Annotated in this window: 19 protein-coding genes; 6 read left to right on the forward strand and 13 right to left on the reverse strand. The window is 44.7% G+C overall.

The genetic code is table 11. From position 1 onward, the window contains the following. Positions 1 to 177 precede the first annotated feature (177 nt). The 4 genes from ACRD6K_RS06390 (at position 178) to ACRD6K_RS06405 (ending at position 7,134) form a co-directional block, all read left to right on the forward strand. Positions 178 to 2,328 (forward strand): S46 family peptidase, encoded by a 2,151-nt coding sequence (locus ACRD6K_RS06390; RefSeq protein WP_430972568.1) that lies wholly within the window; start codon positions 178 to 180, stop codon positions 2,326 to 2,328. 88 nt (positions 2,329 to 2,416) lie between these two features. Further along, entirely contained in the window at positions 2,417 to 2,896 is a 480-nt protein-coding gene (gene rnhA / locus ACRD6K_RS06395) for a ribonuclease HI (protein WP_430972569.1), read from the forward strand. Positions 2,897 to 3,013: 117 nt separating this feature from the next. Next, positions 3,014 to 4,252, forward strand: coding sequence for a 3-deoxy-D-manno-octulosonic acid transferase (locus ACRD6K_RS06400; protein WP_430972570.1), 1,239 nt, complete (start codon positions 3,014 to 3,016; stop codon positions 4,250 to 4,252). 320 nt (positions 4,253 to 4,572) lie between these two features. Further along, positions 4,573 to 7,134, forward strand: coding sequence for an adenosylcobalamin-dependent ribonucleoside-diphosphate reductase (locus tag ACRD6K_RS06405; protein WP_430972571.1), 2,562 nt, complete (start codon positions 4,573 to 4,575; stop codon positions 7,132 to 7,134). Between the two features lie 142 nt (positions 7,135 to 7,276). Here ACRD6K_RS06405 and ACRD6K_RS06410 read toward each other — a convergent pair whose 3' ends face one another. From ACRD6K_RS06410 to ACRD6K_RS06455, 10 genes are all read right to left on the reverse strand, one after another. Beyond that, positions 7,277 to 7,471, reverse strand: a complete 195-nt coding sequence (locus ACRD6K_RS06410) for a hypothetical protein (protein WP_299579002.1) — start codon at positions 7,469 to 7,471, stop codon at positions 7,277 to 7,279. 212 nt (positions 7,472 to 7,683) lie between these two features. After that, the gene (gene trpA / locus ACRD6K_RS06415) at positions 7,684 to 8,472 is read right to left on the reverse strand and encodes a tryptophan synthase subunit alpha (protein ID WP_430972572.1); all 789 of its coding nucleotides are present in this window, start codon (positions 8,470 to 8,472) and stop codon (positions 7,684 to 7,686) included. A 62-nt stretch (positions 8,473 to 8,534) separates the two neighbouring features. Further along, complete coding sequence (gene trpB, locus ACRD6K_RS06420) at positions 8,535 to 9,716, reverse strand: tryptophan synthase subunit beta (RefSeq protein ID WP_430972573.1); 1,182 nt, start codon at positions 9,714 to 9,716, stop codon at positions 8,535 to 8,537. A gap of 1 nt (position 9,717) precedes the next feature. Beyond that, positions 9,718 to 10,359, reverse strand: coding sequence for a phosphoribosylanthranilate isomerase (locus ACRD6K_RS06425; RefSeq protein ID WP_430972574.1), 642 nt, complete (start codon positions 10,357 to 10,359; stop codon positions 9,718 to 9,720). Between the two features lie 47 nt (positions 10,360 to 10,406). Further along, entirely contained in the window at positions 10,407 to 11,189 is a 783-nt protein-coding gene (gene trpC / locus ACRD6K_RS06430) for an indole-3-glycerol phosphate synthase TrpC (protein ID WP_430972575.1), read from the reverse strand. A 35-nt stretch (positions 11,190 to 11,224) separates the two neighbouring features. After that, positions 11,225 to 12,214 carry an anthranilate phosphoribosyltransferase gene (trpD, locus tag ACRD6K_RS06435; RefSeq protein WP_430972576.1) on the reverse strand — a complete coding sequence of 330 codons (990 nt, stop codon included), beginning with the start codon at positions 12,212 to 12,214 and terminating at the stop codon, positions 11,225 to 11,227. 121 nt (positions 12,215 to 12,335) lie between these two features. Further along, on the reverse strand, positions 12,336 to 12,905 hold the full coding sequence (locus tag ACRD6K_RS06440; RefSeq protein WP_430972577.1) for an anthranilate synthase component II: 570 nt from the start codon (positions 12,903 to 12,905) through the stop codon (positions 12,336 to 12,338). Between the two features lies 1 nt (position 12,906). Beyond that, positions 12,907 to 14,313 carry an anthranilate synthase component I family protein gene (locus ACRD6K_RS06445; RefSeq protein WP_430972578.1) on the reverse strand — a complete coding sequence of 469 codons (1,407 nt, stop codon included), beginning with the start codon at positions 14,311 to 14,313 and terminating at the stop codon, positions 12,907 to 12,909. A gap of 341 nt (positions 14,314 to 14,654) precedes the next feature. Further along, the gene (locus ACRD6K_RS06450; RefSeq protein WP_430972579.1) at positions 14,655 to 15,470 is read right to left on the reverse strand and encodes a mechanosensitive ion channel family protein; all 816 of its coding nucleotides are present in this window, start codon (positions 15,468 to 15,470) and stop codon (positions 14,655 to 14,657) included. 491 nt (positions 15,471 to 15,961) lie between these two features. Next, on the reverse strand, positions 15,962 to 17,065 hold the full coding sequence (locus ACRD6K_RS06455) for an Sb-PDE family phosphodiesterase (protein WP_299579020.1): 1,104 nt from the start codon (positions 17,063 to 17,065) through the stop codon (positions 15,962 to 15,964). Between the two features lie 149 nt (positions 17,066 to 17,214). Here ACRD6K_RS06455 and ACRD6K_RS06460 point away from each other — a divergent pair, with 149 nt between their 5' ends. Continuing rightward, positions 17,215 to 18,075, forward strand: a complete 861-nt coding sequence (locus tag ACRD6K_RS06460) for an ROK family protein (protein WP_299579022.1) — start codon at positions 17,215 to 17,217, stop codon at positions 18,073 to 18,075. 106 nt (positions 18,076 to 18,181) lie between these two features. After that, a complete protein-coding gene (locus tag ACRD6K_RS06465) occupies positions 18,182 to 18,379 on the forward strand; it encodes a hypothetical protein (RefSeq protein WP_430972580.1) in 198 nt (65 codons plus the stop codon). A gap of 174 nt (positions 18,380 to 18,553) precedes the next feature. Here the strand turns inward: ACRD6K_RS06465 and ACRD6K_RS06470 are convergent, their stop codons facing one another. From ACRD6K_RS06470 to ACRD6K_RS06480, 3 genes are read right to left on the reverse strand one after another with little or no spacing between them, the layout of a single operon-like run. Next, on the reverse strand, positions 18,554 to 19,384 hold the full coding sequence (locus ACRD6K_RS06470) for a metal ABC transporter permease (RefSeq protein ID WP_299579027.1): 831 nt from the start codon (positions 19,382 to 19,384) through the stop codon (positions 18,554 to 18,556). After that, positions 19,368 to 20,138, reverse strand: a complete 771-nt coding sequence (locus ACRD6K_RS06475; protein ID WP_430972581.1) for a metal ABC transporter ATP-binding protein — start codon at positions 20,136 to 20,138, stop codon at positions 19,368 to 19,370. Before ACRD6K_RS06475 ends, ACRD6K_RS06470 begins: the two co-directional genes overlap by 17 nt. After that, complete coding sequence (locus ACRD6K_RS06480) at positions 20,135 to 20,995, reverse strand: metal ABC transporter solute-binding protein, Zn/Mn family (protein WP_430972582.1); 861 nt, start codon at positions 20,993 to 20,995, stop codon at positions 20,135 to 20,137. Before ACRD6K_RS06480 ends, ACRD6K_RS06475 begins: the two co-directional genes overlap by 4 nt. Positions 20,996 to 21,111: the final 116 nt, after the last annotated feature.

A 21,111-nucleotide genomic window follows, 5' to 3' on the forward strand; every position in this document is an offset into this window, starting at 1 on the left:
AGTTCTATTTCTAAAACAAGGGATAAAATCTTCGTAGTTGTAATGGAAAACCAGTTAAAGCCACCAATAGAGCATAAAACTGCAAATAACTCTAAGCCGTTGAATCTGATTTGGCGCATCGGCGGAGTTCAATATCTTTGCATTTTTTCTGATTATAATTTATTTAAACAATATCGAATGAAGAGGATTTTTGTTGTATTGGCTGGCCTTTGCCTGCTTATTCAAAGCCCAGCCATCGCAGATGAGGGAATGTGGCTGCCTTCGCTGATTCATAAACTGAATATCGGCGAGATGCAAGAAATGGGAATGGAATTATCGGCTGAAGAAATTTATTCCATCAATAATTCAAGCTTGAAAGACGCTATTGTAGCGCTGGATCGTGGTTCATGCACCGGTGAATTAATTTCATCCGAAGGACTAATTCTAACCAACCACCACTGTGGATTCGATGAAATTCAGACACACAGCTCGGTCGATCATGATTATTTGCAAGATGGATTTTGGGCTAAAACCAAAGCCGAAGAACTGCCTAATCCGGGAAAAACCGTTTCTTTTTTGGTGCGGGTTGAAGATGTAACTGACCAGGTGACTGCCGATGTAACAGAGGAGATGTCTTTTGCTGAGCGCAATGGTGCCATTCAGCGAAAATCATTTGAAATTCAAAAAGAAGCCACCGAAGATACACACTATGACGCCCGTGTTCAATCCTTGTTTGAAGGAAACCGCTATTACCTTTTTGTGTACGAAACATTCCGCGATGTTCGTCTGGTAGGTGCTCCTCCAAAATCAATCGGAAAATTTGGTGGCGACACCGACAACTGGATGTGGCCACGCCATACCGGCGACTTTGCCTTGTTCCGCGTTTACTGTGGGCCCGATGGCAAGCCTGCCAACTACTCGGAAGACAACATCCCATTTCAACCCCGTCATCATTTGCCCATCTCTTTGAAAGGCTATGAAAAAGGTGACTTTGCGATGGTGATGGGATATCCCGGAAGCACCAACCGCTACAAATCATCATTCGGCATCAACTACACGATGACTGAGACCAATGAGGCACGAATCAATGCACGGGCCAAGAAACTTGAGATCCTGAAACTTTACATGGGTTCCAGTCAAAAAGCGCGTATTCAATATGCATCGAAACATGCCCGCAGCTCAAACTACTACAAATACAGTATTGGGCAAAACAAGGGGCTGAATGCCTTGCAAGTCATTGAGAAAAAGAAAAACATTGAAGAAGAGTTTACCAACTGGGTCAATGCTTCCGAAGAACGCCAGGCAAAATATGGTCAGGCTTTGGAGCTGATTGAGTCAGCCTACGAAAACACCAACGACGAGTCGGCCTACGAATACTTGGTTGAAACCATGGTACGCGGCCCCGAAGTATTTTACTTCAGCTACGGAGCCAAAGGCCTGTACGAAGCCCTAAAGCAAGGCAACCAGGAACGAATTGCCTCGAACGCAGAGCAACTGAGAGCCGAGCTGGATGAGTATTTTAAAGATTACAATGCCGGAACCGACGCCAAGGTGGCTGCTGCCTTAATGGAAGTATACCATGAAAATGTCATTCCGGGTTACTATCCTTCTTTCTTCAAGGAAGTAAAAAACAAATACAAAGGTGATTTCAATGCTTACGCGGAAAAGATGTTTGAGAAAACGGTCTTTGCCGACAAAGCCACACTGGAAGACTTCCTGAACAATCCGAAGTTGAAGACCCTGGAAAAAGATCAGGCTTTCCAGAGTGCACTGGCCGTGTTTGACCTGATGTCAGTACTGGGATCAAAAATGAGTGAAACCAAAGCCGATCTGCTTACTGGCCGCCGCCTGTTTGTTGCCGGAATAATGGAGATGTACAAAGACAAAACATTTTATCCGGATGCCAACTCAACCATGCGTCTGACCTATGGAACAGTGGGCGACTACATTCCACGCGATGGCGTTCACTACAGCCACTTCACCACCTTAAAAGGCTACATCGAAAAAGAAGTTCCGGGTGATGATGAGTTTGATGTTCCTGCAAAACTGAAGGAACTATACTTTGCCAAAGACTACGGACAATATGCCGATAAAGACGGAACGCTGCACACTTGCTTTACCACAAACAACGACATTACCGGAGGAAACTCGGGAAGCCCTGTGATCAACGGCAATGGCGAGTTGATTGGTGTTGCGTTTGATGGGAACTGGGAAGCCATGAGTGGAGACATTGCTTTTGAACCAGAGCTTCAAAAATGCATCAATGTTGACATTCGTTTCGTATTGTGGACCATCGATAAATTTGCCGGTGCCACCAACCTGATCAATGAGATGACCATTGTGAAATAAAAAAAATACAACGAAAACCAGAAAGAGGGTGCCCTTCACACGAGGTCACCCTCTTTCTATTTGTATATTTGTCCCAAACAATTGAATCATGACAAATTCGCCCCGCGTAACCATATACACGGACGGTGCTGCAAGAGGGAACCCGGGCCCCGGAGGCTATGGCGCTGTTTTGCTGGCCGGCCAACACCGCAAAGAACTATCGGAAGGCTTTGAACTAACCACCAATAACCGCATGGAACTCCTGGCCGTTATTGTTGCGCTTGAAGCATTAAAGTTTTCCAACTGCCAGGTTACCATTTATTCCGATTCGAAGTATGTGGTAGATGCTATTGAGAAGAAATGGGTCTGGGGCTGGGTCAAAAAAAGATTCAAAGGCAAAAAGAACGCTGATTTGTGGACTCGCTTTCTCAAGGTTTATTCGTTGCACCAGGTTCGTTTCATTTGGGTGAAAGGACATGCCAATATTCCCGAGAATGAACGGTGCGATCAGCTGGCTGTAGAGGCATCCATGGCTCCTAACTTAAAAAAGGATGAAGGTTATCTGAAAGCCCGTCTGGAGGAAGAGTAAGCCCAACACCCCAACTTTATTGCCAACAACAAACAAATACACAAAAGAACAACCGCCTGGTTGGCGGATATCTCATTTTAGAATTACTTTTACACCCGAATTGTTCAACCAGCATCTATGAGCCTCATTTATCAATTAGGTATTTTTTTCTATGCGCTTGCGGCACGTGTTGCGGCACTTTTTAATGAAAAAGCCCGCTTCTTTGTCAACGGACAAAAGGCCGCGTTTCCTTATCTCAAACAACAACTTAACCACAGCCGTCCACTGCTTTGGGTGCACTGCGCCTCGCTTGGCGAGTTCGAGCAAGGACGTCCTTTAATTGAACAAATCAAGAAAGAACATCCCGGCTACCAGGTGCTGCTCACCTTTTTTTCACCCAGTGGTTACGAAATCCGGAAGAACTATGACCAGGCAGACTATGTTTGCTACCTTCCTTTGGACACGGCTTCCAATGCCCGAAAGTTTATTGAGTTGACCAAGCCCGAAAAAGTGTTCTTCATCAAATATGAGTTTTGGTACAATTACATCAACCAACTCCATAAAAACAACATTCCCTTGCTCTTGGTATCTGCCATTTTCCGGCAAGAGCAACTGTTTTTTAAATCAGGAGTTCGGGCCAAATGGTACCGGCAGGTACTTCAAAAAGTCACACACTTTTTTGTCCAAACTGAAAACTCCGCACAACTGCTGGCTTCAATTGGCATAAATGACTACACCGTAACCGGAGACACCCGCTTTGACCGGGTTGCTGAAATTGCCGCCAACAGCAAACAACTTCCGCTGATTGAGCAATTCAAAAACGGACAAAAACTTATTGTTGCGGGCAGCAGCTGGGCGCCTGATGAAGAGTTGCTAATTGACTTCCTGAAACAGGACCAAACAACCAAAATCATTTTTGCTCCCCACGAAGTCAAGGAAAGCAACATCAAGCGCTTGCTGGATCAACTTCCTGCAGGAGCTATCCGTTACTCTCAGGCTGAGGGAAAAAACCTGGAACAGGCCCAAGTGCTCGTGGTTGACACCATCGGAATTTTGTCCAGCATTTATCATTACGCCACGGTGGCATACATTGGGGGTGGTTTTGGAGTAGGCATTCACAACACGCTTGAAGCTGCCATTTATAATATACCAGTTATTTTTGGCCCCAACTACCTCAAGTTTCAGGAAGCAGTCAACCTGCAAAAAGTTGGCGCAGCCTTTCCGATTACAAATTCCGAAGAATTGACCGGGATTTTGAGCCAACTGCTAAAAGAGGACGAAAAACGATTGGAAGTTGCACAACGATGTCGCGAATTCATGCTGCTAAACCTCGGAGCTACGCAACAGGTTTTGGAAAAAGTTTTTAACAGCAACTAACAATTCAGCCCCCGGATAAGCTTCCAATAAGCCTGCTTATTTGGCTTCTATGTGTGTATGGCTTGTTAGCATTTTCCTCTTTGTTAAGAAACAAATATTTTCCTTTTGGGAAACTTTTTCAAGTTATCAAATCCGATAACGACTAACAATCAATAAATTAACACTTTTTAGTTGATAACTTTAAAGACATCCGAGCAAAATAGTGTTCCGTCTTTTTCTTTTGGGTGGTATATTGCATCTATCAAGATCACGGAAAAACAATCCGACTTTTACACAAGTATACAATCAGTTAACAAAAACAGTTTTTTAATTTTTGGTGTATGGCTTTCAAAAATGTGGCAGTGGAGCCCCAAACGGGCAAAAAAATTTATTCCCAAGAGGAAGCGTACCAGGCAAGCTTGGATTATTTCAAAGGAGATGATTTAGCTGCCCGGGTATGGATCAACAAGTATGCATTAAAAGATTCTTTTGGAAACATCTACGAGAAGACCCCCGATCAAATGCATCAACGTTTGGCAAAAGAAATTGCCAGAATCGAGAAGGAGTATAAAAATCCGATGACCGAAAAGCAGGTCTATCAACTTCTGAAAGATTTTAAATATATCGTCCCCCAAGGAGGTCCGATGACCGGAATTGGTAATGACTATCAAATTGCCTCCCTCTCCAACTGTTTTGTTGTTGGAAACGAAGGCGACTCTGACTCTTACGGTGGAATCCTTAAGATTGACCAGGAGCAGGTTCAACTCATGAAACGACGCGGCGGCGTTGGGCACGACCTTTCTCACATCCGTCCCAAAGGCTCACCCGTCAAAAACTCGGCTTTAACGTCTACCGGAATTGTTCCATTTATGGAGCGCTATTCCAACTCAACCCGCGAGGTAGCTCAGGATGGTCGTCGGGGAGCACTTATGCTTTCAGTTTCTGTTAAGCATCCGGATTCAGAATCATTCATCGATGCCAAACTGGAACAAGGGAAAGTAACCGGAGCCAACGTCTCGGTTAAAATCCACGATGATTTCATGCAAGCCATCGAAAGCGGAGAGCCCTACGTTCAGCAATACCCCATAGAATCAGACAATCCGAAGTTTGTAAAAGAAACCAACGCGAGCAAAATCTGGGATAAGATTGTGCACAACGCCTGGAAATCTGCCGAGCCGGGCATTCTCTTCTGGGATACCATCATCAAAGAATCCGTGCCGGATTGCTACGCCGATTTAGGCTATAAAACCGTTTCGACCAATCCCTGTGGCGAAATTCCACTTTGCCCTTACGATAGCTGTCGTTTGTTAGCCATCAACCTTTATTCCTATGTTGAAAAACCATTTACCGCGGAAGCAAAATTCAATTTCGACCTGTTTAAAGAACATGTGAGCTATGCACAGCGCATGATGGATGACATTATTGACCTGGAACTGGAAAAGATTGACGCCATTATTGCAAAGATTGATGAAGATCCGGAAGATCCGGAGATCAAATCAATCGAACGTCGTCTTTGGGAGAAAATCCAAACCAAAGCTCGTGAAGGACGCCGTACCGGAGTAGGCATCACGGCTGAAGGCGATATGCTGGCCGCATTAGGTTTGCGCTATGGAACCGAAGACGCTACCGACTTTAGCGAAGAAATTCATAAAACACTGGCCATTGAGGCCTACCGCGCCTCGGTTCATGTTGCCAAAGAAAGAGGATCATTCACCATCTACGATGCAGAGCGTGAAAAGAACAACCCGATGATCAACCGGATTCGCGAACAGGACGAAAAACTGTATCAGGACATGGTTAAATACGGTCGTCGAAACATTGCGATGCTAACCATTGCTCCTACCGGAACAACCAGCTTGATGACACAAACCACCTCAGGAATTGAGCCCGTGTTTATGCCTGTTTACAAACGTCGCCGCAAAGTTAACCCAAACGACAAAGAGGTTCGTGTTGACTTTGTTGATGAAGTAGGTGACAGCTGGGAGGAATACATTGTTTTCCACCACAAATTTGTGACCTGGATGAAAGCCAATGGCCATGATACCACCATTCAATACAGTCAGGAAGAACTGGATAAGCTGGTCGAAAAATCACCTTATTACAAAGCAACATCAAACGATGTAGACTGGTTACGCAAAGTGCGCATGCAAGGACGCATTCAGAAATGGGTCGATCACTCGATCAGTGTAACCATCAACTTGCCCAATGACGTGGAAGAGGAATTGGTTGGTAAATTGTACTTCGAAGCCTGGAAAAGCGGCTGTAAAGGAGTAACTGTTTATCGTGACGGATCTCGCTCTGGTGTTTTGATTTCAAACAAAAAGGAAGAAAAGAAAAAAGAGAAGTTTTCAAGCTTCCCAACCAAACGCCCCGAAGAACTGGAAGCCGATGTGGTACGTTTTCAAAACAACAAAGAAAAGTGGGTAGCCTTCATCGGAATGGTTGGCGATCTTCCTTACGAAATCTTTACCGGACTGCAGGATGATGAAGATGGAATCTTACTTCCCCGTTCGGTAACCAAAGGAAAGATCATTAAAAACCGGGACGAGGATGGCAATTCACGCTACGATTTCCAATACGCCAACAAGCGTGGCTACAAAACAACCATCGAGGGCTTGTCTTACAAATTCAACCCAGTATTCTGGAACTATGCCAAGCTAATCTCCGGAATTCTGCGTCATGGCATGCCAATTCACAAAGTGGTGGATACCGTGACCAGCCTGCAGTTGGATAACGACACCATCAATAGCTGGAAAGCTGGAGTGGCGCGCGCCTTGAAAAAGTACATTCCCAACGGAACCATTGCCGAAGGAACAGTATGTGGCGAATGCGGATCAAACAATGTGATTTACCAGGAGGGCTGTTTAACTTGTCCGGACTGTGGATCATCAAAATGTGGTTAATTCCTTACGTAACGAGATAAATAAAAGGCTTTCACTTCGGTGAGGGCCTTTTTACTTTTCCGCTAAAATTGGTCAGCAGTCAGAAGGGAAAGGCTACAAACAAAAAAAGGTTCCTTTTGGGAACCTTTTTCTTTGTCTGAGTTTATGCAGCAATCGTTGAAAAAACATCATTTAAAATTTCAGGATACATGTCACTGAAATTTTCATCACACCATTCACGCAGCTCATTGAGATCATCCGGGGTCTCAGCCCACTTAACACATTTGATCAGCTCTTTCCGGAACAAGTCACGGCTAAAACTAATCTTTGGTAAAATTACTTTTGCGTACTCAATCATAGCATTTAGAACGTTTAATTAATTACTCTGCTAAAATAACACATCTCCACCTACTTTGGTATGTTGCAAAATAGCTATTAACACAATTTAACATCACATCAAGCCAACGTCCAGATTAAAAAACTGAGTCTCAATAGGCTAGTAAGCCCAATTTAGAAACTTGTTTTATAACATCAATTCATGTGATTCAAGGCAAAGAAACAATCCTAAAATTAAGCGCTGATTACAATTTTTTTAATAAAGCTTGAAATTCGTTCTTCCAGTGTTGCCTCCTGCTCCAAAGCCTTCACAAAGGCACTTCCAATAATGGCTCCCGAGGCATACTGACAGGCATTTTCAAAGGTCTCCCGGTTGGAAATACCAAAGCCAATCAGGTGTGGATTTTTGAGCTTAAGCTGACGAACACGCTCAAAATAGTCTTTGTTAAAATCAGACACATTGCTTTTCACTCCGGTTGTCGAAGAGGTTGACACCATGTAGATAAACCCGTTTGAAGCCTCATCAATCTCCCGAATTCGGGCATCTGAAGTTTGAGGTGTTATCAGCAAAATATTGTGCAACCCATACTTCTCAAATACAGACTGGAACTCCTCTTGATAAACATTCAAGGGCAGGTCCGGTAAAATAAGCCCGTCAATCCCCACCTCTTGGCATTTTTTACAGAAGTTCTCTACACCATACTGCATTACCGGGTTCAAATAACCCATCAAAATCAATGGAATTTGAACGGTTTCTCGAATTGTTGCCAGTTGCTCAAAAAGCTTTTTAATGCTCATGCCATTCTTCAAAGCCACCGTGCTACTGTGCTGAATGACCGGACCATCGGCGACCGGGTCTGAAAAAGGCATGCCAATTTCAATCAAGTCTGTGCCGTTTTTTTCCAGGGCCTGAATAATCCTAACGGTGTCTTCCAGCAGCGGATAACCTGCCGTGAAATAAACCGAGAAAATATTCTCTTTCTTATTCTGAAAAAGCTGGTTGATTCTATTTTGTGTGCTCATAGTTCTCATTTTTCACTTTGGGCTTTCCGTTTCATAAACCGGCACGCAGCCCAAAGCCGTTTTTAATAGCCAAAGTAATTTAAGTAAGTCTCCATGTCTTTATCACCACGTCCCGACAAGTTGATAACCGTTACCTCATCCGGTTTCAGCTCAATCTTTTTCAGCGCTGCCAAGGCATGCGCCGATTCCAGGGCCGGAATAATACCTTCAAGTTGGGTTAACTCCAAGGCGGCCTCCAACACCTCCTCATCGGTTGCCCACAAGTATTTGGCACGTTTTGTTTGAAACAAATGCGAGTGAAGCGGACCAATTCCGGGATAATCCAAACCAGCAGAAATGGAATACGGCTCCACAATCTGGCCATCCTCCGTTTGCATCAGCATCGATTTGGCACTGTGTAAAACGCCTACTTTCCCCAAGGTTAAAGTCGCAGCCGTTTCCTCGGTGTCCACACCCTTTCCGGCAGCTTCCACACCAATCAGCTCCACCTCCTCATTTTCCAGGAAGTGATAAAAAGCCCCGGCAGCATTGCTTCCTCCACCCACACAGGCAATTACCCGGGTTGGAAATTCGCGCCCCAAGTGCTCGTCCAACTGCATCTTGATCTCCTCACTGATGACAGCCTGAAACTGTGCAACCATATCAGGATACGGGTGTGGTCCTACCACCGACCCAATGATGTAATGGGTATCTTCCGGATTGTTGATCCAGTCGCGCATGGCCTCATTGGTGGCATCCTTCAGGGTTTGATTTCCGGAAACTGCCGGAATAACCTCAGCCCCCAGCATCTTCATCTTTTTCACGTTCGGCGCCTGGCGCTCCACATCCAGCGCGCCCATGTAAACAATACATTTCATGCCCATCAAGGCACACACGGTAGCCGTAGCCACACCATGCTGACCTGCTCCGGTTTCAGCAATAATACGCGTTTTACCCAAAGCCTTGGCCAGTAAAATTTGCCCAATGGTATTGTTCACCTTATGTGAGCCGGTATGGTTCAAATCTTCCCGTTTCAGGTAAATGTTCGAGCCATACTTTTCCGACAGGCGCTTGGCAAAATACAAAGGCGAAGGACGTCCGACATAATGCTTCAACAAATGAATGAAGTCATGGCGGAAGTTGTAGGAATTGATAATTTCCATGTACCGCTGCTGCAGTTCTTCAATATTAGGGTGCATCATTTCGGGAATGTATGCGCCCCCAAACTCACCGTAATAACCTTTTCTATCGACTTGATATTTCATATTATATGCTATTTTTTCTGATTTGACTGATAAAAACCTTGACTTGACCGACATCTTTCAATGCAGGCTCCAATTCAAAACCACTGTTAATGTCGAAGGCAAAAAGCTGATCATGCTCCAGCTGAGAAAGTGCCTCAACATCATCCGGACCAATGCCGCCACTCAGCAAGAAAGGCAGTTTCAGGGTATAATTCTTCAAAATGTCCCAATTAAACTTCAGCCCAGTGCCACCAGGCAGCTTTCCTTTCGTGTCGAACAGAAAGTAGTCAACAACCGACTCATAGGCCTTCAACACGGAGAAATCAAACTGATCATCCACCGAAAAAGCTTTAAAAACCGTTAATCCGGCCTGACGAACCTGTTGACAATACGCCGGACTCTCCTGTCCGTGAAGCTGGGCCACTTGCAACTGAAAGTTCCGGCAAATCGCCAGCACTTTTTCCAGCTCTTCGTTCACAAAAACAGCCACCTTTTGGGTTGATTCCGGAACCAGGCTGAAAATCGAAGAATCCGGATTTTCTCCTACAAAACGCTTCGATTTGGGGTAGAAAATGTAACCCAGATATTCCGGAGCAGCCTCCAAAACACCCCGGATATTTTCCGGATCGCGCATGCCACAAACTTTTACTTTCCTTGCCTTCATTGCTTGCTCAAAATTTCTCGTTTCAGCTACTTCGCCTTAGCAAACCATTACAACTTACTTATAAATTCAGCACAGGCTTTTCCCGGATTCTCTGACTTCATGAAATTTTCGCCCATCAGAAACCCATCAAAACCGGCTTTCCGCAAGTAGTGAATATTTTCAACGGAAGACAAGCCGCTTTCTGAAATCCGCACCATATCAGCAGGCAATTGCTTGCTTAAGCGAACCGAGGTTTCCACGTCCACTTCAAACGTTTTCAGGTTGCGATTATTCACGCCAACTAAATCAACCAAAGGATTCAGCTTCTCAATTTCTTCTTCTGTATGCACTTCCACGAGCACTTCCAGTCCCAGCTCTTTGGCTGTTTCCGACAGAAGCAACATTTCTTCCTTACTCAAACTGGCAGCAATCAGCAAAATCAGGTCGGCGCCGTGTGCTTTGGCTTCATACACCTGATAAGGATCAAGCATAAAATCTTTACGCAAAATGGGGGTGTGCGGGTTCGCAAAACGAGCTTTAGCCAGGTTCTCAAAAGATCCTCCGAAATACTGTTGATCCGTCAGTACAGACAAGCCAGAAACCCCGGCAGCCACATAGGCCGAAGTAACCTCAGTAACCTCAACAAGGGAGTTAATCTCACCTTTTGAAGGTGACTTCGTTTTAAATTCAGCAATAATTCCTGAAGCCCCTTCCGCTTGAAGGGCCGCCTTTAACGAATGAGGTGTTCGCTTAAAAAAAGGCGATAGCTTCAACTCCTCCAAGCTGATTTTTGCTTTAGCAGCCGCAACTTCGCGACGCTTATTGGCATTTATTTCATCTAATATTGTCATGTTGATTTTGTCTTTTCGTATTTCACTTCAAATTACTAGCGCTGCATCAGCTTTTTAAACACCGCCAATGCCTTTTTACTTTCCAGGGCCTCCATAGCCTCAGCCACACAATTCAGCAAGGACTCCTCCGGCTTTAAGCATTGAATGCCCAAAGCAGCATTGGCAACAACGACATGCTTTTGAGCCGCTGTTCCATCGCCTTCCAGAATGCGGACAAAAATTTTGGCGGCATCATCCACCGACTCTCCTCCCGACAATTCATCCGGATGATAGCTTGGAAAGCCAAAGTCTTCCGGTGCTAAATCATACACGCCCGATTTTGACGCATAGCGTGCCGATGCTGTCAGCGAAACCTCATCATAGCCATCCAGGCTATGCACAATCCGATAGTTCTGATCGCTATCGCGCATGGCCTGGTCGTAGAGGTCCATGATTTCAAGATCAGACACGCCTACCAACTGATTTTTGGGTGATGAGGGGTTAATAATAGGCCCCATAATATTGAAAATGGTGCGTACTTTCAAAGCTTTTCGGACCGGCCCAACATATTTCATGGCCGGATGAAAAAGCGGCGCATGAAAGAACGTAATGCCGGCTTCATCCAGTTCGCGGCGCAACTTATCGTGGTTGTTGCTAAATTGGTAGCCAAAATACTCAAACATATTGGATGATCCGCTCACGGATGACAAACCATAGTTTCCGTGTTTGGTCACCTTGTAGCCGGCACCAGCCAGCACAAAACAGCTCAAGGTTGAAATATTGAACGTGTTTTTACCATCACCTCCGGTTCCAACCACATCAATGGTATTGAACTCGGAGAAGTCAACGGGCAAACACAGGTTAAGCAAAGCCTGACGAAAGCCAGCCATTTCCTCGCCTTTAATTTTCCGCATCCGATAGACCGTCAATAAGGCTGCAATTTCTGACTCCGAGAACTGTCCTTCACCAACCCGGGTGAGCACATCCTGCGCTTGCGCTTTGCTCAAGCTCTTTCCTTCAAATAAATAATCTAAAATATCTTTCATTATGGTGTGTTCTTTTACTTTCGGTTACATTGAATGGAACGCCGGGTATTAAGGTTCTCGCGTTGTTGACTTTCCCTTCAGCTATGCTTCATCCAACAATTGTTTCAAGCTTCAGTTTGAATTAACTGTTCAACCAGTTTTCAATCATTTTTTCGCCCATGGGTGTTAAAACCGACTCGGGATGAAATTGAACACTTCGAACATCGAATTCCTTATGCCTCATCGACATGATCTGTCCATTGGCATCCTGGCTGGTTATTTCAAAACAAGCAGGCAAGCCCTCCTGATCCACAATCCAGCTATGGTAACGCCCGGCTTCAAATTGTTCCGGAACCGAAGCAAACAGAACCGAATCAGGATTCACCTGATTTACTGGTGTGGCAATTCCATGCAACACCCGTTTCATATTAATCAATTTAGCGCCAAAAGCCTCGCCAATTGCCTGATGCCCCAAGCAAACGCCCAACATGCTTTTGCGCGGAGCAAACTCACGAATAATCGCTAACAACAAACCAGCCTCTTCCGGAATTCCAGGGCCGGGAGAGAGTACTATTTTATCGTATCTTTCCAGGTCCTTCAACTCCAGCTCATCGTTCCGAATTACGTCAACCGGTTGTCCTGAAAGCTTTTTAATGGCATGCACCAAATTGTAGGTGAATGAATCGTAATTATCTATGACTACTATTTTCATGTTAAATTTCTTTAGCAATTTCAATGGCTTTCTTTAGCGCAGCCAACTTGTTGTTTACTTCCTGCAGTTCGTTTTCTTCTTTTGAATCGGCCACCACGCCTGCACCAGCCTGGTAGTAAAGTGTACTTCCCTTGCTCAAAAAAGAACGAATCATAATCGCATGGTTCAAGCTGTTATCAAAGCCCATAAAACCAATCGCACCTCCGTAATAGCTGCGTCGCTGGTTTTCGTAACGGTCAATTAACTGCATCGCCATGTGCTTGGGTGCCCCCGACAAGGTGCCCGCCGGAAACGAATCACCCAGCACCGACACCATATTGGCACCTTCAGGCAATTTGCCCGAAACTTCAGATACCAAATGAATGACATGCGAGAAGTACTGCACTTCGCGATAGCTGTCCACCCTTACATCCTCCGCATTTCGGCTCAGGTCGTTGCGCGCCAGGTCAACCAACATCACGTGCTCTGCATTTTCCTTAGGATCGGCACACAACTGTTCGGCCAGCACCCGGTCCTGCTCATCGTTGCCAGTACGCCTGAAGGTTCCGGCAATCGGGTTGATGATGGCACGTCCTTTTTTTATACGCAGCTCTGCCTCGGGACTGGAGCCAAAAATCCGGTAATCGCCATAATCAAAGAAAAATAAGTAAGGCGATGGATTAACAGACCGTAGTGCCCGGTACACGTTAAATTCATCGCCTTTATATTGTTGTGCAAACTGTCTGGACAACACAATCTGAAAGACATCTCCCCGATAGCAGTGCTCTTTCCCTTTAGTCACCATTTGTCGGTATTCCTCATCGGTAATGTTGGAGGTTTCATCGCCTACCAAATCAAATTTGGTATCCGGGAAAGACAGGTTTTTAAGCAACGACTCAATCTGGCCCATTTCAGCTGTCTCTCCTTCCGGCAGATTTTCAATCAGCGAAATCATATCCTTGGAGTGATCAATGGCCAGAATGTACTTGTAAAAGCAATATTTCACCTCCGGAATTGCATAAGCATCCTTGCGCTCAGCCGTCACATCAATCTTTTCAAAATACTTGATTGAATCGAAACTCAGGTAGCCAAATAACCCATTGGCCGGCGTATTTTCAACATCACCACTCAGCTTAAACGACTTGAAAAAAGCATCCAGCTCCAATTCAACCGTTTGATGGTCGTTCACTTCTTTTGTCAGTAACCGCTTTCCCAAATGATCAACGGTAATCAGTCCCTGATCGGCCGTAAAGCAGGACATAGGCTTGATACAGATAAAAGAGTACGCATTTTCATTCCCATGATAATCGGAACTTTCAAGCAGAATCGAATTAGGAAACAACTCCCTGAATTTCAAATAGACACTCACCGGAGTCAGTGTGTCTGCCAGAATTTTCTTGACCTTTACTTGTACATTAATTGGATTCATGCTATTGCGTTTTTAAAATTTTCGACATAAAAAAAGCGGCTTACCGTGTTCCGATAAGCCGCTTTTTTGACCATGATTGGCATGAAGCTACTCCTCTCCACGGGATTGTGAAAAGTTGTTGCGCCACCACCAATTTGTTAACATGATCTGATTCATTTGTATATCTCTTAAAAATACCAATATGGCTATTACCTTCTTATCCGAAGAAGACCCCACCACGGAAGCCATATTGTATTTATTTCATTATCTGTTTTGAACTTCAGAGTGTAAAAAAATGACTTTTTTTTTGAATTCGCAAATTTTAATGCCTCTTGCATTCAAAAAATCAGAAATCCTTCATCTTACAACTGATTTAAGTGCACATCCATTTGTGGGAACGGAATGCTTACACCAGCCTCATCCAAGGCGACTTTACCTTGCTCATAAACATCGAAATAGACCGCCCAGTAGTTTTCGGGTTTGGTATGTGGCCGCACTGCCAGCTCAACAGCACTATCGGCCAATCCAGAAACACCAACAAAAGGAGCCGGTTCCTGAAGCACCAACGGATGTTGATTCATCACCCTCAGCAACACTTCCCGTGCCTGCTTTATATTAGACTTGTATGAAATACCAAACGTCATATCCACCCGAATCAATCCTTCCGTTGTATAATTGGTGATATCGCCATTCGAAATAGCTCCGTTGGGAATAATGATGGTTTTATTTTGGGGTGATAACAGAACAGTGACCACAATGTGAATCTCTTTCACCACGCCCAAATGGCCTTGGGTTTTAATCAAATCACCCACCTGAAAGGGTTTAAAAATGAGAATCATGATTCCGCCGGCAAAATTGGCCAGCGTGCCTTGAAGCGCTAACCCAATTGCGAGTCCCGCGGCTCCTAGTATGGCGATAAACGAAGTCGTCTGGATACCAATCATGCCTGCCACACTGATAAGCAACAGGGCCTTTAACCCCAGGTTGGTCAAGCTGGACACAAATCCGATCAACGACACATTGACCTTTCGCTGCTCCATCATCCGGCGGGCTCCCCGCGTAAGCCGATTGATAATCCATAAACCTGCCACGAGAACAACAATGGCTAAAACAACTTTGGGCCCATAGATTAGAATCAACTCATAGGCCTTTTCGATTAAATTCTGATAATCTTCCATGTCCTTTGTTTTAATTGAAATTGCAAACTTTCACCACAAGTTACTTCATTATGACGAACTTATCTGCACGCCTTCTCAAAAAACAAAGCGGAAAATTCGATACTCAGAAGGCCAAAAGAAGGTTCGAATTCAGTTTTTAGAGACTCGAAAATGAAGGATAAACAGCCAGACACCGACTCGAAGACAGCCTACAGCCCAGTGAAAATTGACTGATTATTTCTAAAAGAGACAGGATTATCTCCCTACAGATCCAGCAAATAAAATTGAAGCAAGCTAACAAGGGGGAAGAAATAAACTTATTGGCAGACTAAAATCAGCTAGCTAAAGACGAAACAAAATGAAGGTCGAAATCGTAAAACTAAGTCCTTTACAGCCACTTTTTAATTCTTACATTGTAGTTGATTGGTTCGTGGTTGTAGAGATGTAAAGGTAATTTTAGTTGTTTGTTTAGAGAAAGAGCGGTGAATTCATTCACCGCTCTTTCTTTTTATTTAGCGATTGGCAATATCCAAATTAACCGATAACGGCTTCCCGTCAAGCGTCAGAAGGTTGCTCACTTCATACGACAATTTTAACCGATCCATCGTTGCCACTTCATCGGAAGTGCCTGTCAAATCAACAAACACCGTTTGATGTGCTTTCAATGTAATGCTCTCCGGACATGAAAACCCGACAGCTGGCTGGCGCAATTTCAAATGAAAATCAAGATCGCTGGAGTTGTGTATCTGAATTTTCCGAATCTGATGATTCTCCAGTCCGGCCCGTTTGTTTTTAATCTTAACCGATCCGAAGAACAAGGGAGTCAGGTATTGCCGTTCCCCCACCAATTGGTTATCAAAATAAGCCACCGTTCGCCGGTCTTTCAAGGCTTGCTTAATGGCTCCCATCGATTTGTCGGTAGCAAACACCAGAGTCATCGGCCGATGCTTATCGCCATAAGTCATATGGATAGGTGCATGAACATCTGAGTTGGCAAACACGGTCAGCTTCTTATCTCGTGCCCAGCCCAAAACTTCAGGATAAAACTCCTTGTGGTTATACACTTCCATGCCATGCAACATGCCACTGTTAAGCAATCGGGTATGTTCATCCCACCAACGGGTGGTGTCTGGTTGCTGGGCTTTCCATCCAGGATGGTTCCATAAAATGAAAGCGCCTTGTTCTTTGGCTTCCACACAAGCTTCCCACCAATCTTCCCGATCCATCAAATTGGCATTGGTTATAAACAAGGCATTCAGATGTCCTGGAGGCATTTTCCTGGTAATTTCAGTAGCCGGAATCAAAACGATGCCCATTTGCTCAGCCAGAGGCTCGGCAATCTCAAAAGAGCGGTTATGATCAATCTCCATATCCTGCGAATGAGGCAGGTATTCAATGTGATCGGTAATGGCAATTGCATCTAAGCCCTCTGCCCAGGCCTCCTGAACACGAACGGTGGGCCACACAGCGCCATCCGAAAAGACCGTATGCATATGAAAATCACACTTCAAGGTTAAATAGCCCGGAATATCCGGGAGATTGACTTCAGTCCGGCTTTGCGCCAGAGCACATAAAGGAAAAGCAAACAATAAGAATAGCAGTTTTAGGTTATTCATCTTTCAATAATTTTGGTACAAGTTATACAAAACCTTTTATTTAGCGTTTCATTTTAACCCTTCAAAGATATTATAAAGGCATTTAAGATATCAAAAATGAAGGGCTATATTTGTGAGAATACAACTTAAACAAATAAAAACTAATTACTATGAAAATGATTGGCGTTGATATTGGCGGAACCAAAATAGAAGCTGCCCTGATCGATAGAGAGCAACTGATTCAATCCTACTCCTGTCCTACCCCTTCAGACCAGACGAAAGAACAAGTGGTACAAACCATTGGTGATGCCATTGAGCAGGTTTTTGCCGATGACATTGACGGAATTGGCATCGGAGTCCCCGGACTGGTGGATCTTGAAACCAATGAGGTGCTCGATGTAGTCAACATCCCATCGTGGGATCGGGTGCCTTTAAAACAACTATTGGAAGAACGTTTCAACCGACCTGTTTTTGTAAATAACGACGCCAACTGCTTTGCCGTAGGTGAAAATTACTTCGGCAAAGGCCAAGCGTACGACAATTTTGTAGGCATTACCCTGGGAACCGGATTAGGAGCCGGAATCATCATCAATTCGCACTTATATTCCGGACGCTTTTGTGGAGCAGGTGAATTTGGCGCTCTCTATTACCAAGACAAAACCCTGGAAGCCTATGCCAGCGGACAATTTTTTAAAGATCGGAATCTGTCGGGAAAAACACTGGCCGAACAAGCTGAACAAGGCAATGAGCAGGCCCTTCAACAATTTCACGAACTGGGTGAACATATTGGCCGCGCCATTGGCAATGTGCTGTTTGCATTGGCCCCGCAAGCCATTATTTTAGGGGGATCGGTCAGCCAGTCGTTTCATCTGTTTGAAGCAGGCATGCGAGCTGTGCTGGAAAACGAGTTCCCTTACCAGCGACTCTACCAATCATTGCAAATTGAAGTTTCGGATCTTGCCAATGGGGCTGTTTTTGGAGCATCATCCTTGGTTATGGATGCTGTTTCGCAAAAATACGAGAACCACTAAGCACTGGTTTTCATCTTTTCAACTAAAAATTCCACAAAGGATATTCGACATGATCATATCCTTTGTGGAACACAAAAAAGTCGTTTATCCCCCAAACCATCCGCTTATGCGTAAACTTCGAAAACTCCTGCTAGCTGCCGCGAGTCTCATTATTTTGCTTGAACTGTTCCTACTGAACTACAAGGACCTGAGTTGGGCTGAGAACCAAAGCAACTACACGGTCATTTTAGCGATGCTGTTTACAGCAGCTGCCATGGTAATTTCAAACCGAGCGGAGCAAAAACGGAAAAACAAGAAAGAATAGCCTTACTTCTTAATTTGCGGTTTCTTAACCGGCTTCACGACAATTTCATTCTGACAGTTTGGACATAAGTACACTTCGCAACCGGTGCAGGCAAAACAGTTACCGCAATCGCGCCTAAGCTCATCTTTCGGGTACGAATTGCCGCAGCTTTTACAGCTTAAGTAAACAGAGGAATCAGCCACGAACCGACAAATTTTGGTGTAGAAAAAGCCCCAGCTTAACCAGTCCAAACTGGACAACCAGTGTAAAAATAATGGAAGCTCCCGATGGAATATCCACATAAAAGGAAAAGAGCAAACCTACAAAAGACCCAATAAAGGCAAACAATATCGAGATTGGCATCATTCGTTTAAAGTCTTTCGTGAACAGGTTGGCTGTTGCTTGCGGCAAGGTCATCAACGAAAGAATCAAAATAATTCCAACCACCCGGATATTCAGCACAATGGTAATGGCAATCAGGCTGATCAGTAAAAAATTAATCAGCGTTACCGGCAAGCCGGTTGTTTTCGCAAATTCTTCGTCAAAGGCCACATACAAAATCAACCGGTAAAACAAGGTGAAGAATAAAACCAAGACGACCGAAAGCACTCCCATGAACCACAATTCGGAAACCGATACCGTTAGCACGCTGCCAAACAAATAACTCATGAGATTAGGCGCATAGCCCGGACTGAGGTAAATAAAAATAATTCCGATAGCCATTCCTAAAGACCACCAGATGGCAATCGACGAGTCTTCGCGCACCTTGGCTTTTTTTGTAAATAACTGAATGCCCCAGCCGGAAAGAATCGCAAAAATAGCGGCGCCCAACAAGGGATTCCAGCCCAGGAAGTAGCCAATCCCGATTCCCCCAAACGAGGAATGCGTAATTCCGCCACTCACAAAAACGATGCGACGGGAAACAATATAGGTTCCAATAATTCCGCAGCTGATGGCTGCAAAAAACGATGCCCAAAAGGCATGCAAAAAGAAGTCGTATGAAAATAATTCAATGATTGTGTCCATGGTCATGGTGGTTTTCGTGCAAACTCAACACCGTATGCGGAATATGTCCGTGGGTAATAATCTGCAACGGGCAATTATAAGAAGCCAACTGCTCGGTGCTAATCACATTGCTCGGATGATAATGTACCTGGCCGTTAACACAGGCAATAGTTTTAACATAATAAGAGATAGTTCCCACATCATGCGAAATCAAGACAATCGCCATGCGCTGATTCAGTTCCTTCAGCTTCTCGTACAATTCACTCTCGAATTGATTATCCACAAAAGTATCGGGTTCGTCCAGAATTAAGAGTTCCGGTTGATTCATCAGTGAGCGACATAAGAAAACGCGCTGCATCTGTCCTCCGGAAAGTTCCCCAATCGCTTTATGCTTAATGGCTGAAATGCCCATTTCCTCCAGCAACTGCTCAGCATAAGCCCGGTCGGCCGGATCTTTCTTCAAAAGTGACAGGAAATTTGTCCTGACCTTGCCTGACTGCACTACATCCAGCACAGTTATTGGAAAGCGTTTATCCACTTGATTGATTTGCGGCAAGTAGCCCACTTTCTTCAGAGGAATATGAAACTGAATGCTTCCGCTATCCGGTTTTACAAGACCAAGAATCGCTTTGATCAGCGTTGTTTTTCCACCGCCATTCGGCCCAATTACCCCTAAAAAGTCACGTGGCTGAATCACCAGATTGGCGTCCTCCAACACCCGTTGCTTATCGTAGCTAACCGAGAGGTTCTTTATTTCAACCAGTTTATCTTTCATTTCGATGCTTCAACAATTTTCCGGGCAATTTCCCGTAATCCTTCGGCCCAGTTTTCAGCTAAAGGATCCAACGGAACAATTTCTCCCTTAATCTCTTCAGCCAGCTGTCGGGCGTTTTCCTGATCAAATTCCTTCTGAATAAACACAACCCGAATGCCTTCTTCGCGGGCATGCTTAATCAGCTCACTCATGTATTTGGGCGAGGGTTCTTTTCCGTCCACTTCCAACGAAATTTGCTCCAAATCATAGTCACGGGCCAGGTAGCTTAACGCCGGATGAAAAATCAGGAACCCACGATGCTTCAGCTCGTCAAACTGACTGAGCAACTCTTGGTCGAGCGCTTCAATCTCAGCGCGGAAAATTTCATAATTCTCTTGAAACACCCCGGCCTTATCCGGAAACAACTCCACCAGCGCCTTATAGGTCAAAGAGGCTATTTTCAGAACTTCAGTCGGCGATGTCCAGATATGCGGGTCAACGCCATGCACGTGCACATGATCACCATGCTGTCTGACTTCTTCAGCTATCCAATCGGCATCAGCCGATGTATCAAAAACCTTCAAATTCGGATTGCCTTGCTCAATTTTTTCATGCCAAGCATCCTCGAAACCCACTTTCCCAATGCGCAACCATGCCGTTGATTTCGACAACTCCTTCATTTGCGAAGGCACCAGCGAATAGGTCTCCGGCCCGGCACCAGGAGGTACCAATACCTGAACTTCTAGCAGATTTCCTGCAATTTTTTCTACAAAATATTTCTGCGGAAGTATACTTACCGTCAACAGTTCTTTATCGTTTGTTTTTGGAGAACTACATGCCGCTCCTAAAACCAAGGCCAATAGTAATAATCTTTTCATCTTTCTTGTTTTATCTCCGGAATCATCTAAACAACAGCCTGATCAGCAAAGAGGTGCACAAACAGCCTAAACACAGCGTTCCTTTTGACCAAATTTGCGTCAATTGCGGTTTTCAA

It is taken from the genome of Sunxiuqinia rutila (assembly GCF_050589705.1).
Lineage (GTDB): Bacteria > Bacteroidota > Bacteroidia > Bacteroidales > Prolixibacteraceae > Sunxiuqinia > Sunxiuqinia rutila.

Bases quoted from the DNA above. Each gene is read 5' to 3' on its own strand.
- trpC (WP_430972575.1), bottom strand. From the start codon at position 11,189: ATGACAATATTAGATGAAATAAATGCCAATAAGCGTCGCGAAGTTGCG.
- ACRD6K_RS06480 (WP_430972582.1), bottom strand. From the start codon at position 20,995: ATGAAAAGATTATTACTATTGGCCTTGGTTTTAGGAGCGGCATGTAGT.
- trpA (WP_430972572.1), bottom strand. From the start codon at position 8,472: ATGAGCACACAAAATAGAATCAACCAGCTTTTTCAGAATAAGAAAGAG.
- ACRD6K_RS06445 (WP_430972578.1), bottom strand. From the start codon at position 14,313: ATGAATCCAATTAATGTACAAGTAAAGGTCAAGAAAATTCTGGCAGAC.
- ACRD6K_RS06405 (WP_430972571.1), top strand. From the start codon at position 4,573: ATGGCTTTCAAAAATGTGGCAGTGGAGCCCCAAACGGGCAAAAAAATT.
- ACRD6K_RS06440 (WP_430972577.1), bottom strand. From the start codon at position 12,905: ATGAAAATAGTAGTCATAGATAATTACGATTCATTCACCTACAATTTG.
- trpD (WP_430972576.1), bottom strand. From the start codon at position 12,214: ATGAAAGATATTTTAGATTATTTATTTGAAGGAAAGAGCTTGAGCAAA.
- ACRD6K_RS06470 (WP_299579027.1), bottom strand. From the start codon at position 19,384: ATGGACACAATCATTGAATTATTTTCATACGACTTCTTTTTGCATGCC.
- ACRD6K_RS06390 (WP_430972568.1), top strand. From the start codon at position 178: ATGAAGAGGATTTTTGTTGTATTGGCTGGCCTTTGCCTGCTTATTCAA.
- ACRD6K_RS06410 (WP_299579002.1), bottom strand. From the start codon at position 7,471: ATGATTGAGTACGCAAAAGTAATTTTACCAAAGATTAGTTTTAGCCGT.
- rnhA (WP_430972569.1), top strand. From the start codon at position 2,417: ATGACAAATTCGCCCCGCGTAACCATATACACGGACGGTGCTGCAAGA.
- ACRD6K_RS06465 (WP_430972580.1), top strand. From the start codon at position 18,182: ATGCGTAAACTTCGAAAACTCCTGCTAGCTGCCGCGAGTCTCATTATT.
- ACRD6K_RS06450 (WP_430972579.1), bottom strand. From the start codon at position 15,470: ATGGAAGATTATCAGAATTTAATCGAAAAGGCCTATGAGTTGATTCTA.
- ACRD6K_RS06475 (WP_430972581.1), bottom strand. From the start codon at position 20,138: ATGAAAGATAAACTGGTTGAAATAAAGAACCTCTCGGTTAGCTACGAT.
- ACRD6K_RS06455 (WP_299579020.1), bottom strand. From the start codon at position 17,065: ATGAATAACCTAAAACTGCTATTCTTATTGTTTGCTTTTCCTTTATGT.
- trpB (WP_430972573.1), bottom strand. From the start codon at position 9,716: ATGAAATATCAAGTCGATAGAAAAGGTTATTACGGTGAGTTTGGGGGC.
- ACRD6K_RS06460 (WP_299579022.1), top strand. From the start codon at position 17,215: ATGAAAATGATTGGCGTTGATATTGGCGGAACCAAAATAGAAGCTGCC.
- ACRD6K_RS06400 (WP_430972570.1), top strand. From the start codon at position 3,014: ATGAGCCTCATTTATCAATTAGGTATTTTTTTCTATGCGCTTGCGGCA.
- ACRD6K_RS06425 (WP_430972574.1), bottom strand. From the start codon at position 10,359: ATGAAGGCAAGGAAAGTAAAAGTTTGTGGCATGCGCGATCCGGAAAAT.